Raw genomic sequence first — 13,864 nt, forward strand, 5'->3', positions numbered from 1 at the left:
GCTTATTGTGCTTTTTCTTTAGCTAAAAAAGACGTATCATTCCATAACGTTAAGTCGTACGGCATGTTCCTTGATGCCTCTTTTGTTTCAAGGATTGAGAGGCTATTGTTTAACAGCCCGCCCATTGTCCGTAATTCTGATAATGGTTTACCAGCCATCGCTTGGATTGCCGCCGTCAGGGCTGCTCCGTGTCCGACAAATAGAACTGGACCTTCGTGTTGCTTCGCCGCTTCAGCAACTGTTTCTGAAATTCGTTGAATCGCTTGCTCGATTGGTTCACCATCAAAAATTGTTGGATCATACAAATCTAAACGATGCCGTAAATGATCTAATTCTTCTCCATAAAAATTACGCATTTCTTCAATATATTGTCCTTCTAAACGACCTAAACCTAATTCTTTTAAGCTATCTGTATAAACAATTTCAACTGGACGATTCAATTCTTGTTGAATTCCCCGCGCAGTATTTTTGGCACGTAATAGCGGACTCGAATAAATTTTTTCAAACGGAATATCTTGTAAATATTGGCCTAATTGTTTAATTTCGTCATAACTAGTTGGTAATAACGGCGAATCTCCTGTCATTCCTTGAAATCGTTTCTGTTGATTCCATTCAGTTTTTCCATGTCGTGTAAAATATAATTTCATGTAACTTCTCCAAACTTCTTTATCTCTTCATATGTCTTTCTAGTTTATCACTTCCCTGCGAAAATATCCATGGAAGTTTCTAGTAATCCAAGCAAAATAAGCCTAGAACAAAAATCTAAATTGTTTTTTGTTCTAGGCTTGGAAATTGGCCAACAGTAAAAATAAAACCACTTTCTTCTGACATTTTTGAAAAAAGCGCTACTGTCTTAACTTTTTTTAATCCAATTTATCATTTTCATAATGATGCGTCAGTTCTAAGTTCGGAAAATTTTGCTGACGTAAGGCTTCATAAACAATTAGTGCGGCAGTGTTAGAAAGATTCAATGAGCGCACATGTTCATCATTCATAGGAATTCGGATACACTTTTCTTCGTTTTCTCGCATAAACGTTTCTGGTAAGCCCGTTGTTTCTTTTCCAAAAAGAAAATAATGGTCCTCGCCATCATTATAATTGACCTCGCTGTATGTTTGATGAGCAAATTTGGTTACTAAATGCAAGTGTTTGCCTGCCACATGGGCTAAAAAGGCAGCCAAATCTTTATGATACGTAATATTTACATCATTCCAATAATCTAATCCGGCACGTTTTAAGTGTTTATCATCTGTTGAAAATCCTAAAGGTTCAATTAAATGCAACGGTGTATTCGTCGCTGCACATGTCCGTGCAATATTTCCAGTATTTGCTGGAATTTGTGGTTCAAATAAAACAATATGGTTCGTCAACTATCTTCAGCTCCTCAAATATCAATCGTGTTCATTTTAGCATAAATTCAAAATAAATAGCGCCCACAATACTTATTTTCAAAAAAAAAACCGCATGACGCGATGATGTCAGGCGGCAGCTATTCTAACCAATAAAAAAAACGTACCGTCTCGGTGTCTAGCACGGCGAGTCGTTACGTTAGTGAAGGTCTCTTCACTAACTTTTATCAGAACAGGACCCTGATAAAAACCAATGAAAAAACAACTTGTAAGTAATATAACACCAATGTCACTTTATTGCAAGACTTTTTTAGGATTTTCTTCACAAAAAAGTCTATCTTTTACGACCTACTAACAAGCGGACGTCAATCGTGATTTTTTCCAATGGTCGCTGTTGTAGCTCGGCTTTAACTTCTTGAGAAACTTGCCACTCTAATGGCGACATTTCTAATAAATCCAACCGTCTTTCCTCGGGAATGTCAAAGCAATAAGTTATTCGTTCATCTACTTCCACAGCTAATTCCTCGGCAAAACGTTGGACTACTTTTTGATTGGAATAACTTTGTTTCTTTTCGTCATTGGGATAAAAAGCCGCTCGTAATTCCTTTAAGTAATTCTCTTCAGGAATAATTTTAATCACAGTCCCATCAGCTTTTAGTACTCGCCGAAATTCTTGATAATGTGAAGGAGAAAAAATATTTAAAATCGTATCAAGTCCTTGATCCGCAAATGGCAAATTCGTTAAATCCGCCACACACCAAAACGCATCAATTGGCTGATTACTTGCTAAATAGATTCCTTCCTTTGATAAATCAAACCCGATTTTCAGTCCAGATAAGCCTGCTTGACTTAACTCAGCTAGAAAACTCCCTTCACCACAACCAACATCGACTACTGTTTTATTTTGAGGAAGATAGTGCATAATTTTGTTTAAAACAGGCGCGTACATGCCACTTTGAATCATTTTTCCTCGGGAAGTAAACATTTTTTTATTATATTCTGTCTGGACGCCATGATTTAGAAAGTATAGCGTGCCTTTCTTGGATAAATCAAATTGATGCCTCTGTTGACAAATCAGACCAACCCCTTCTACATGCATTGGTTCATGACAAGTTGGACAGCGAAATACGGCTGCTTCTTTTTTCAATAATTGTTGTGCTCGTTCAATTTTCTTTAACATTTAAAACTCCTTACGTTCATTAAATGAACATTTTCTCTTATAAAAAGTTGCACTCTTTTTTTCAGGGCTATGGTAGTAAGCAGAATTATGGTACAATGCCTGTGAAGAAAAAGCAAGGAGCGATAAGAAATGATTAAAGAATTCTGTGCCGAAAATTTCACTAAGATTCCCCAAGCCATTCAAAAAGGTGCGAATCGCATCGAATTATGCGATAACTTAGCCGTGGGTGGAACGACGCCAAGTACTGGTGTTATTGAAGAAGTCTTAGCATACGCTGGCGAACATTCTGTACCAGTGATGACAATCATTCGTCCTCGTGGCGGCAATTTTGTCTATAATGATATTGAATTAAAAATTATGCATACCGATTTAATCGAAGCAAAGAAATTAGGAACCGACGGCATTGTTATTGGCTGTTTAACTGAGGACGGTTGGTTAGATGAAGAAGCTTTGGACTTATTCATTGAAACGGCTGAAGGCTTGCAAATCACTTTCCATATGGCTTTTGATGCCTTGTCGAAAGAAAATCAATTTAAGGCGATCGACTGGTTAGCTGAGCGTGGTGTGACGCGTATTTTAACTCATGGCGGGCCAGCTGGTACCCCTATCGAAGACAACTTTGATCATTTAAAAGAATTAATTGTCTACGCAGATCAACGGATTCTTATTTTACCAGGTGGCGGTATTTCCACAGAAAACGTTCAAACTGTGATGGACACTTTAAAAGTCACAGAAGTCCATGGCACAAAAATTGTTTAATTTCTTGTATCTAAAAAAGTGAGGTAGCCGTCGTATTAACGGCTATCTCACTTTTTTGATTTAAAGCAAACCAACGAATCCTTTTACCTCAGTCTCATGATAAATAAGTGCAATTTTTTAAACAAAATAACGCATAAACATGCTGGCAATATTGAAATAAATTAATACACTGGTTAAATCACTTAAGGTAGTAATAAACGGGCCACTGGCAACTGCGGGATCAAACCCTAATTTATCCATTAACATTGGGATTAAACTCCCTGCTAAATTCGCCACAGTAATTGCACAGAGCATTGCCATCCCAATCACAAATCCAAGCGGAAGATTATGTTGCCACACGCCAACCACAATCATAATGGTTAAACCTGTCACAGCCCCCGTCACTAGTCCCGTGAGCACTTCACTTAAGATTAAGCGACCAAAATTACTATCCTTTTCATCTTTCATAGCCAAACGGCGTACCGCGACCGCCAATGATTGTGTTCCGGCATTGCCGGCTGTTCCGGTAATTAAAGAAATAAAAACGGCTAAAATACTCGCTTCGCTAACTAACGACTCATAATTACTGATTAACGAGGCCGTAGACATCCCTAAAAACAGCAGCGTAATTAACCAAGGTAATCGTTTAGAAGCGGCTTTTAAGGGGTTCTCACTAACTTCCTCAACGTCGACCCCGGCTAAACCAGAGTAGTCGCTAGCGGCTTCATCATCGATAACATCAATAATATCATCAACTGTTACAATCCCCAACAAATGATCATCATAATCTGTAACTGGCACAGCTAAGAAGTCATAGTCCCGAATTGTTTGCGCGACATCTTCTTGGTCATCGCCAACATGAACTGAAATAACCCGTTCATTCAAAATATCAGCAATCAAGGTATCATCATCATTAACAATTAAATCCCGCAACGAAATAACGCCGACTAAATGATTTTCTTGGTCGACTACGTAAACGTAATAGATTGTTTCCGCCATGTCCGCTTGATTCTTTAAGACGTACATCGCAGAACGCACTGTTTGATTCGCCACAATCGAAACAAATTCGGTGGTCATAATCGCCCCAGCAGTTTCATCTTCGTAATGAAGTAACTCTTTAATTTCGCCTGCTTCTTCACTACTTAACAAACTAAGATATTTCGCCTTTTGACTTTTATCTAACATATTTAGTAAATCCACCGCATTATCGGTATACATCTCAGCTAACATATCGGCTGCATAACTTGGACGCATTTCAGCTAAATAATCTTTCATATTCTCATTATCTTCTTCGATAACATCAAACATATCCGCTAGTTCTTTCGGAGATAGGTAATTGTATAAATGTTGTCGGTCTTTTTCATCTAACGATTGGTAAAATTGTCCTTGTTCATAAATGTGTAACGCTAAAAATAGCTCACGAAATTCGTTCATTTGTTGATTTTTTAGCGTTTCTAAAAGAAGGGCAAATTGCTCTTCCATTTCTTGGCCTTCATTCATCTTACACTTTCCCCTCCTGCCTCTTTATTATTATAACGTATCATCTACACTTTTCATATCCTCCGCTAGTGGGGAAATCAGATGAACCGTTTCTTTGGTAAAAGGATGAGTAAAAATTAGTTCCATGCAATGCAACGCTTGCCGCTCAATTCCTTGATCCATCTTTCCATGATACATCTCATCCCCTAACAATGAACAGCCAATTGCTTCAAAATGTACCCGAATTTGATGTGTTCGTCCTGTATGGAGCTGAATGCGCACAGCTGCTGCTTGGGCTCCTCTTTTTGCGAGCCAATATTCTGTACTAGCAAATTGACCTGTTTCGATAACTTGGCGTTTTAATAAAGAGGACAAGTCGCGCCCAATTGGCTTTTCAATCAATTGATGCTCGTTTAACTGCTCAATCGCTCCACCAACAAGGGCATAATAAATTTTTGTCACTTTTTTTTCTCGTAATTCTTGGTCAATTAAAGCATGAGCAAAGCCGTGTTTCGCAAATAACATCAGCCCAGAAGTATCTCGATCTAAACGAGTCACGACATGAATAACTTGATTCACGTAATTTTGTCGCTTGTAATACCCCTTAACACGATTCGCCATCGTTCCTGAAGGATGATACTGAGCAGGTATCGAGGCAATGCCAGCAGGCTTATTAACTACTAAAAAATGATCATCTTCAAACACAATTTCAATCGGTTCATCATCTGTTAATAATGTCTCATGTTCCGCTTCATCTGGAATCGTCATTTTAACGACATCGCCAGTTTGTAAAGGATAGATGGCATTTTGAACGGTCCCATTCACTTGAATTTTACCACCCTGAAATTTCACCTTAGCTAATAACCCTTTTGAAACGCCTTGTTCCTTTAAAAAATATTTCACTTGTTGTGTTGTTTCTTTGTCGTATGTCCATTGAAATTCCATCGTTTAATTAATCCTCACCAATAAAGGCATCTTTCACTCGATGCCAAAAATGCATGTGCCGATAAGAGGCAAAATGAATCCGTTCGTCTGCAATTCGATAGCAGACAGAAGCGATATTTTCTTGATAAATATCTAATTGGTCCACCGTGACAAAATAATCATCACTTTCCTGTAATTTAATCTCCAGCCACTCCGTATGTGCGATTACAATCGGTGACCCCAATGTTCGAAAGACACGATTGTTTAAGGAGGCGATTTCGGTTAACTGAAACGCATTAATGCTAGGATGCAAAACAGCCCCACCAATACTTTTATTATACGCAGTCGAGCCGGTTGGGGTCGAAATCGACAACCCATCACCACGAAATCGTTCAAACAGTTCGTCTTTAATAAACACATCGCCCACCATCGTCCGGTTTCCTCGTTTAATTGTTGATTCATTTAATGCTAAAAAATGTTTATCTGGTTTCCCATCTCTAAACCGAATCCGCACATCTAATAATGGATAACTCGTACTTTTTTCACGATGAATACACAAACTCTCAACTAGTTCTTTTAATTCATAATCACGCCAATCTGTATAGAAACCCAAGTGTCCGGTATGTACACCTAAGAAACTTACTTCGTTTAACAGATGATTAAATCGATGAAAAGCGGAAAGAAGCGTACCATCTCCGCCGACTGAAATCACAAGTTCAGGTTGACGATTGTCTATTTGAATTTGGTTTTGCTCTAATAGTGTTGTCAGTTGTTTTGTGACTTGTTTCGATTTTTCTTCCGAGTTATGAACAATCGCCACTTTCATAAGCAGACTCCTTTACTGATTTTCTGGTGTTTCGTTTTTAATTTGCTTATAGTATTCGTTTTCTAGCAATCCACGGCCATGAGAGAAGTAATGTTGTGCTTCTTGAATTTCTTCACGAATAGATGACATTTCTTCATCTAATAAATAGGCTGCCTCTGCCGCTCGCTGAAGGCGTTCTTTCATTTCTTCAGGAAAGACACCTTGATATTTATAATTCAAAGAATGTTCAATCGTTGCCCAAAAATTCATGGAGAGTGTCCGAATTTGGATTTCGGCCAAAATAATCTTTTCCCCGGTGACTAATTGCACAGGATATTCCACCACCACATGGTACGAACGATAGCCACTTTCTTTTTTATTTTCAATGTAGTCCCGTTCTTCCACAATTTTTAAGTCTTTACGATTTCTTAAAAGTGCGACTACCTGGTAAATGTCTTCCACAAATTGGCACATAATCCGCAAACCAGCAATGTCTTGCATTTCTTCTTCAATCCGATTTAAAGGAATATGCCGAATAGCCGTCTTTGTCAAAATACTATCTACTGGTTTCACACGTCCTGTAACGAATTCAATTGGTATGTGTTTATCTTGCTCCCGAAATTGTTTACGAATACCTCGTAGTTTTACTTTTAATTCGCTGACCGCCTGTTCATATGGCGCTAAAAACAGCTCCCACTCTCGTTCCATGGTAGATCCCTCAATTTCCTTGAATTTCATTCACTGATTATTTTACCACAGTCCTCCCTAAAATAGGGTGTTATTCGCTATTTGATTTCCAAACGCCTTTCATTAGAAAAATTTTTCACAGAGAAGACCACTTTTCTTGACGGAAACCTATATAATATGTGAAAATTGGAGTGATTTAAGAAAGAGAGAGAACCCCATGAGTGAGCACTTAGAAATTGAATTTAAAACATTAGTTAGTCCGCAAGATTTCAAACGATTAATCGACCATTTTGCTATTCAAAAAACGGACTTTTTTACGCAAACAAATCATTATTTTGATACGGACGATTTTCAATTAAAAGCACAACGAATGGGCTTAAGAATTCGCGTATTAGCAGATCGTGGTGAGTTAACCTTAAAAGTTCCTGCGCCAGAAGGATTATTAGAAATCAATGACCCTTTATCGCTTGAGACGGCGAACCACTTTATCAAAAGGAATCACCTCCCTACTGAGGGGGCTGTGGCGAAGAAATTACAAGAATTAGGTATTGAAATCGCCTCGATCCATTTAATTGGTTCATTAAAAACAGCACGTGCAGAAAAACAAATTCCTCAAGGACTACTTGCGTTAGACGAAAGTTGGTATAACCAACAGCACGATTTTGAATTAGAGTTAGAAGTTACTGAAGCTGAAAGCGGCAAGCAAGCGTTTCAAACATTAATGGCTGATTTGAACATTCCCATTACGCTTGCACCTAACAAGATTCAACGCATGATGCGGACCACTGCCCCTTAGTATTCGAAGCACTGACGTTCTGGCACCTGTATTTGAAAAAGCATGGCATTGGAGGAAGTATGAATGGTTGAAATTTATTTGTTCGTCAATCCTTTAGGCGGCGTCTGTTTAGAAATTGAAAAAGAAATTATACAATTGTCTGTTAACGACAAGAAGAAAATACAATTGCGCTTTATTCCTTTATTAAACATGAAAACGATCAATGAATTTTTGAGTCGTCAACATATTCCGATTAATGACATTAAACGACGGAATCGAATTTTTGAAGATTTATACTCAGCCGCTCTTGACTATAAAGCAGCACAGTTACAAGGCCGAAAAAAAGGCCGACAATTGTTGATTGGCTTACAAAAAGCAGTAGCTGAAGACGGTCTAGCTTACTCTCCTGAGTTATCAGAAGAACTACTTCTAGCGGCCGGCGGGGATATTGATATGTATCGTAAAGACCGACAATCCGATTTTGTCAAAGAATCTTTCCAAACCGACCAAAAAGTTGCTCGAGAAATGGGGATTAAACAACATCCTACCGCAGTCGTTTACAACTATACTTGCGAGAACGATTTCGGCATTTTAGTCGAAAATTTTGAAAACATGGATGAAATTAAACAACTTTGTCGTGTCCATCCACATAACGAACCGTTGCTGGACCAAGGTGACGCAACCTTTGAATTTAAACGCCGCTCCAATTATCATTTTCCAAATGGACATTTACATTTATTATAAAAAAGAAGGACCAGTTTACTGGCCCTTCTTTTACTATTTTCACCATGTTCTATAATAATAGATAAAGTCTAATACTGCTACATTTGATGATTTGTTCTTATAAAAGACAGCTATGGAATGGGGCCATGTATATATTATGTACTTTTAAATATTAACACCGAAATTTGTATCGACCACCAATATTTATTTCAGTTCATCGACTAACCTCTTGGAACGCTATCAGACAATACTCGCCGATACTAACTCAAAAAATCGAGGAAATTTTATTCGGTTTAACACAAGCTAATTTATTTCTTCCCATTTATTTTTAGTCTGCTTATATAATATGGTTAGTTCTTTTTTATCCTTATCTAAATTTTTATTTATTAATTCCTGAATCTCATAAGAAAATTTATTTCTTTGATTTACATTGTCAAAGATGAATTCTTTATCAAAAGATAACTCTAACCCATTTAATGCTCCTGTTGTCCAGTAAATTTTTATATTCGAATCATCACCGCTATAATACATATTAAACTTTTCGTTTTCAGAGATATACGAACTCATTAATTCCAATTCTTCTGGAATTGTAAACAGATTATAATTATCAATTTTAACCACATGATATTGAATGTTATCTTCTATTAAATTATAAGTTTGACCATTTTGATTCCATTCTTTGACACCGCTATAAAAATTATTCAGACGAAGTTGTAAAATAGTAAAATATCCACCTATACATAGTACTATAATTAATAATATTAAAAATAATTTTTTGTACTTCTGTCCCTCTCTAATATCTTTCGAAAGTTTCTCCACCATCGTATTGTCCTCCTTCAATAATCGATCCAAGGTCATTTCATAAAGATTACTTAGTTCAATTAAACAATCAATATTAGGATATGATTTATTATTCTCCCAGTTAGAAATTGTTTGCCTAGTAACGTATAATTTCTCAGCAACCTCTGATTGTGTCAATCCTAATTCATTTCTTCTCATTTTTAATGAATTCCCTATGTTCAAAAAAAAACCTCCTTTTATTACTCTAAAGATAATAGAAGCTTGATATAAAAGAAAGCAAAGAATCTTTGCTTTCTTTTATATAACAGCAACAATCTATTTAATTATATAACTAAACCTGGTTTTACACAGATATATTTACTATTCTGTGTAAAACCAGGTTTATATTTTATGTTTACTAAGAAGTTACGACTTATAATTTTTCAACCAAAGCTTCTAATTCCGTTAAACGTTCTTCAAAAACTTTCATTGCATCTTCGATATACGCGGCTTGTGTCATATCCACGCCCGCTTTTTTCATCACTTCAATTGGGAAGTCACTACTTCCTGCTTTCAAGTAGTTAAGATAGTTCTCTAAAGCTCCCTCTTCTCCAGCTAAAATATGTTTAGACAATGCCGAAGCGGCTGAGAAGCCAGTTGCATATTGATAAACATAGTAATTGTAATAAAAATGTGGAATTCTCGCCCATTCGTAACTGATTTCTTCGTCTCTAACTACTTCTGGTCCATAATATTTAGCATTGAGCTCGCCATAATACTCACTCAAATATTCACTCGTTAATGGCGTGCCTTTAGCATCTTCCGTGTGAATAAAATGTTCAAATTCCGCAAATTGCGTTTGACGGAAAATGGTTCCCTTAAAGCCGTCTAAATAGTGATTTAAGACATACGCACGTACTTTAGGATCTGTTTCTGTTTGTAATAAATATTCTGTTAAAATATTTTCATTTGTGGTTGAAGCAATCTCAGCTAAGAAAATTGAATAGTCGCCATAAACATACGGCTGATTATTTCTTGTATAGTAACTATGAACACTATGGCCCATCTCATGGACTAATGTAAATAGTTGATCCAAACTATCATGCCAATTCATTAAAATGTATGGGGCTGTATCATAAGCTCCTGAAGAATATGCGCCGCTTCGTTTTCCTTGATTTTCAATCACATCAATCCAGCGACTTGAAAAAGCTTCTTTAACAATAGATAAATAGTCTTCACCTAGTGGTTTTAAAGCCTCAATTGCTTTTTCTTTTGCTTCTTCATAGCTGTAACGAATTGGTGCTTCACCTAGCAAAGGCGCATACAAGTCGTACATGTGTAATTCTTCTACGTTTAATAATTTTTTTCTTAATTTTACATAACGATGTAGCAAAGGTAAATGTTTATTTACTACAGCTACTAATGTTTCGTGAACACTTTCAGGGATATGATTACTTGCTAAAGAGGCTGCCCGAGCAGAATCATAATTTCTAATTTTTGCTTTATAATTATGTGTTTTAACATGTGCACCTAAAGTTGAGGCTAATGTATTTCTAAATTGTTTGTACACTTTGTACAACCCTTTAAATGCTGCTTCACGAACAGATGGATCGACACTTTCCATTAATTGACCATAAACGCCATGAGAAAGTTGAATCGTTTCGCCTTCAGCATTTTGCACAGTTGGAAATTCTAAGTCTGCATTATTTAAAATTGAAAATGTATTACTTGAGGCACCAAAAATTTCACTAGCCCCCGCCAGTAAAGCTTCTTGTTCCATCGATAAAACATGGGGACGTTCATCTAAAATATTTTGAATATAGTGACGATAAACAGCTAATTTCGGCTGCTCTTCAAAATATCCCCAAATTTGTTCATCACTTAATGTTAAAACCTCTGGATCAAACCAAGAAACAGCTTCACTAACTTGTGCATATAAAGAACTAGCTCTGGCATATAAAGCTTGGTAAGCTGTATTTGTAGTGTCTTGATCATTTTTTAAATGAGAATAGACATATAATGTTTCCACTTTTCTATAGACATCTAAAACGTATTCTAACGCAGCTAGAAAAGCTTCTGCACCATTCCCTAAGGTTCCTTTAAATGATTCTGCTTGATTTAGCTCTTCTGTCAACTGATTATACGCAACATCAAAAGCAGCATCATCTTTAAAAATTTTGGTTAAATCCCAAGTTAATGGAGTTGGAACTTCATCACGTGTTGGTAATTGTTTAATTTCGCTCATAGTTTACTCTCCTTTAAGAAACGTTTTACTCATTATACTATCATAATTTAACACGTGTGACTAAAAAAATGTTGTTTTTTCACTTTTTTTAGCCAATGAATGAGCTTTTCAGGATCTTCTCTTAGGAAAATACTAGTTATTAGGTACTTATTGTTTACTTTAATTAACACATAACATTCTTGTAACCATCTCAATAAGTTATTTCCCACAATTTTAAAAAGCTTTTTTAAGCCAATATTCGGCAGTGGCTGCCAAACAAAGTTCCCTTCTTCAAAAAAAATAGCTTCCAAGATACGCCATAGTTCCTGTTTGGTCACTAAACGCTCTTCTTCGGTTTTTAGTGCTTCCCAAACAAGCATTTTTAAATGAATATCTTCTTCAGAAGAAGGTATTAGCTTCAATCCAGGATAGTAAAACCAAGGAGGTAACTGGAGAAGGTGACAACCTTTCGTGTATAAAAAGCTTTGTGTTCTAAGCAACTGAGCATTTCTGTAACCAAGTTGTTGCGTCAATTTTTGATAATAATCATGCATCAATTGGCCAGTGTGCCGTCTATCTGGCAGTAAATTTAAATTAGCGGTCGGTAGTCGGAAGATTTCTAGTAATTGTTTTTCGTAAAAATCCCATGATTGTTTTCTTCTATAAAATTGTTGACATTGACTCTCTTCAATATGACAAAGTAACTCTATTCGTTCTTGTTTCTTATTGGCCGACCATAAATAAAATCCCAAGGACTCCGAAAAATAAAGGAATTGTTTCGTTAATTGCGTGAGTTTGTCTTTAGGCACTAATCGTTCACCTAAAATCCAAACAACTTGATAGCCATGAGTTTGATAAGTCTCCGTCCGTTCCACCAAACGTTTAATTGGCAATGGACTACATTGAATTTCAATGGCTATCTTCCCAATGAGTAAATCTGGGCGTTGCTTCAAGGTGGGTAAGTATGCCTCAACTTGAAAGGACAGCTTTTCGCGTAAACACTTTTCCACAAAAAGCTGCTTCAAGCGGAGGTGTTCTTCTGTTTCAGCTTCTGCTTCGTACCAACAACTATTCTTTTTACGATGAGCAAAATGGGGTATTTTAATGGGGCCTGCCTTCAAAATGACCGATTGATGACACATTGGACACACAAAAGCTTGTTCGCTTCGTATCTGTGTTAATTCATCAATCGAGCAATCGATTAAAGAAAATAATTCTTGGTTGTCTGCCGTTAAAGCTGTTAACATGATTTTCACCTCTCATAAATAAACTACGCAAAGTTTCTTAATTTTCATCAAAAAAAAAGCAAAAACTCGAAAGTTTTTGCTTTTTTGCTTAATCATTAAAGTAATAACGTGTTAATTCCAACGCACTGCGTTCCATAATACAAGTGCCATATTCGACTAAAGTATCCTGAGTGACAGTTGTTTTATGAGCAAATTCTAAAATTTGTGCAATTTCATTGTCAACATTTGTTTTTTCTAATTCATCGGTTAAGAACAAAACTTGTAAGTAATAACGATCGTTGTACGTGTATAAGTTAGTCAAAACAGATTGCATGAAGACTTCTTTGGATAATTGGATCATCGCTTCAAAATTATCTAATTCAAAGATTACATTTCTGTTTGTTTCATCTGTGGCTTCCATCTCATCAAGTTCATCGGCGGCTGCTTTGTCTGCTTCAATTTGTTTGCGAATTAATTCGCTAACATCTGCATTGACTTCGCTCAGACCTTCTAAGGAAGACAAGTCGTCCATAGCGACATTTTTACTAATAAACAGTTCTAAACCATCATTTTTAGGCAAGACTTGGAAAGTGACTGCTTCACTGCCTTGGAATTCATCTTCGACATCAACTTCTTCTAAAATACTATAAAAGAAATTTTCAACATCTTTGTGGTTTCCTAGTAAGTCAAGAAAAGTAATCCCTCTATCCGCCAGGTCTTCGTTGCCAATTAACACACGAATCGTATTTTCATTAATATGTTCCATTTCCATAGCGCTACACCTCTCTTTGCTTCAATCAGGAAACTTCTTACGTTCATTGTAGCGAAAACTACACAAAAGTAAAGTGGAAAGTCTGTAAATCCTCGAAAACTAGCGAACGTTTTATAAACTTTGAACTTTTTTAACGATTGGTTTTTCGCTCCTTCTACCTCTTCATCTTAACGCAGTCTCTCCAAAAAAGATACTATTTTTC

General features: G+C 36.5%; 14 protein-coding genes. 3 read left to right on the forward strand and 11 right to left on the reverse strand.

The window, feature by feature from the left end; translation table 11 throughout:
• Nucleotides 1-2 precede the first annotated feature (2 nt).
• The 3 genes from IGL36_RS10405 to IGL36_RS10415 all read right to left on the reverse strand — a co-directional run bounded on the left by IGL36_RS10405 (nt 3) and on the right by IGL36_RS10415 (nt 2,529).
• A complete protein-coding gene (locus IGL36_RS10405; RefSeq protein ID WP_002365042.1) occupies nt 3-647 on the reverse strand; it encodes a histidine phosphatase family protein in 645 nt (214 codons plus the stop codon).
• A gap of 216 nt (nt 648-863) precedes the next feature.
• Nucleotides 864-1,370 carry a tRNA (uridine(34)/cytosine(34)/5-carboxymethylaminomethyluridine(34)-2'-O)-methyltransferase TrmL gene (gene trmL / locus IGL36_RS10410; protein ID WP_002356493.1) on the reverse strand — a complete coding sequence of 169 codons (507 nt, stop codon included), beginning with the start codon at nt 1,368-1,370 and terminating at the stop codon, nt 864-866.
• Nucleotides 1,371-1,683: 313 nt separating this feature from the next.
• On the reverse strand, nt 1,684-2,529 hold the full coding sequence (locus IGL36_RS10415) for a methyltransferase domain-containing protein (protein ID WP_002380669.1): 846 nt from the start codon (nt 2,527-2,529) through the stop codon (nt 1,684-1,686).
• 129 nt (nt 2,530-2,658) lie between these two features.
• On the opposite strand from IGL36_RS10415, the gene cutC reads away from it, so the two are divergent.
• Nucleotides 2,659-3,288, forward strand: coding sequence for a copper homeostasis protein CutC (gene cutC, locus IGL36_RS10420; RefSeq protein WP_002356490.1), 630 nt, complete (start codon nt 2,659-2,661; stop codon nt 3,286-3,288).
• A 117-nt stretch (nt 3,289-3,405) separates the two neighbouring features.
• Here the strand turns inward: cutC and mgtE are convergent, their stop codons facing one another.
• The 4 genes from mgtE to IGL36_RS10440 are packed head-to-tail and all read right to left on the reverse strand — an operon-like array spanning nt 3,406 to nt 7,183.
• Complete coding sequence (gene mgtE / locus IGL36_RS10425) at nt 3,406-4,767, reverse strand: magnesium transporter (protein ID WP_002362548.1); 1,362 nt, start codon at nt 4,765-4,767, stop codon at nt 3,406-3,408.
• Nucleotides 4,768-4,797: 30 nt separating this feature from the next.
• Nucleotides 4,798-5,691, reverse strand: coding sequence for an RluA family pseudouridine synthase (locus IGL36_RS10430; protein WP_002362281.1), 894 nt, complete (start codon nt 5,689-5,691; stop codon nt 4,798-4,800).
• Nucleotides 5,692-5,698: 7 nt separating this feature from the next.
• Nucleotides 5,699-6,496 (reverse strand): NAD kinase, encoded by a 798-nt coding sequence (locus IGL36_RS10435; protein ID WP_002356486.1) that lies wholly within the window; start codon nt 6,494-6,496, stop codon nt 5,699-5,701.
• Between the two features lie 12 nt (nt 6,497-6,508).
• On the reverse strand, nt 6,509-7,183 hold the full coding sequence (locus IGL36_RS10440; protein ID WP_002356484.1) for a GTP pyrophosphokinase: 675 nt from the start codon (nt 7,181-7,183) through the stop codon (nt 6,509-6,511).
• Nucleotides 7,184-7,379: 196 nt separating this feature from the next.
• Between IGL36_RS10440 and IGL36_RS10445 the strand changes: the two genes are divergently transcribed.
• On the forward strand, nt 7,380-7,958 hold the full coding sequence (locus tag IGL36_RS10445) for a CYTH domain-containing protein (protein ID WP_002356483.1): 579 nt from the start codon (nt 7,380-7,382) through the stop codon (nt 7,956-7,958).
• Between the two features lie 63 nt (nt 7,959-8,021).
• On the forward strand, nt 8,022-8,681 hold the full coding sequence (locus tag IGL36_RS10450) for a ClpXP adapter SpxH family protein (protein WP_002356482.1): 660 nt from the start codon (nt 8,022-8,024) through the stop codon (nt 8,679-8,681).
• A 282-nt stretch (nt 8,682-8,963) separates the two neighbouring features.
• Here IGL36_RS10450 and IGL36_RS10455 read toward each other — a convergent pair whose 3' ends face one another.
• The 4 genes from IGL36_RS10455 to IGL36_RS10470 all read right to left on the reverse strand — a co-directional run bounded on the left by IGL36_RS10455 (nt 8,964) and on the right by IGL36_RS10470 (nt 13,662).
• A complete protein-coding gene (locus IGL36_RS10455) occupies nt 8,964-9,683 on the reverse strand; it encodes a helix-turn-helix transcriptional regulator (RefSeq protein ID WP_002356481.1) in 720 nt (239 codons plus the stop codon).
• A 190-nt stretch (nt 9,684-9,873) separates the two neighbouring features.
• A complete protein-coding gene (gene pepF / locus IGL36_RS10460) occupies nt 9,874-11,685 on the reverse strand; it encodes an oligoendopeptidase F (protein ID WP_002356480.1) in 1,812 nt (603 codons plus the stop codon).
• Between the two features lie 47 nt (nt 11,686-11,732).
• On the reverse strand, nt 11,733-12,911 hold the full coding sequence (locus IGL36_RS10465; protein ID WP_002372272.1) for a competence protein CoiA: 1,179 nt from the start codon (nt 12,909-12,911) through the stop codon (nt 11,733-11,735).
• Between the two features lie 88 nt (nt 12,912-12,999).
• Complete coding sequence (locus IGL36_RS10470) at nt 13,000-13,662, reverse strand: adaptor protein MecA (RefSeq protein WP_002356478.1); 663 nt, start codon at nt 13,660-13,662, stop codon at nt 13,000-13,002.
• Between the last annotated feature and the right edge of the window lie 202 nt (nt 13,663-13,864).

Origin of the sequence: Enterococcus sp. AZ011 (genome assembly GCF_050548355.1) — a bacterium.
Lineage (GTDB): Bacteria > Bacillota > Bacilli > Lactobacillales > Enterococcaceae > Enterococcus > Enterococcus faecalis.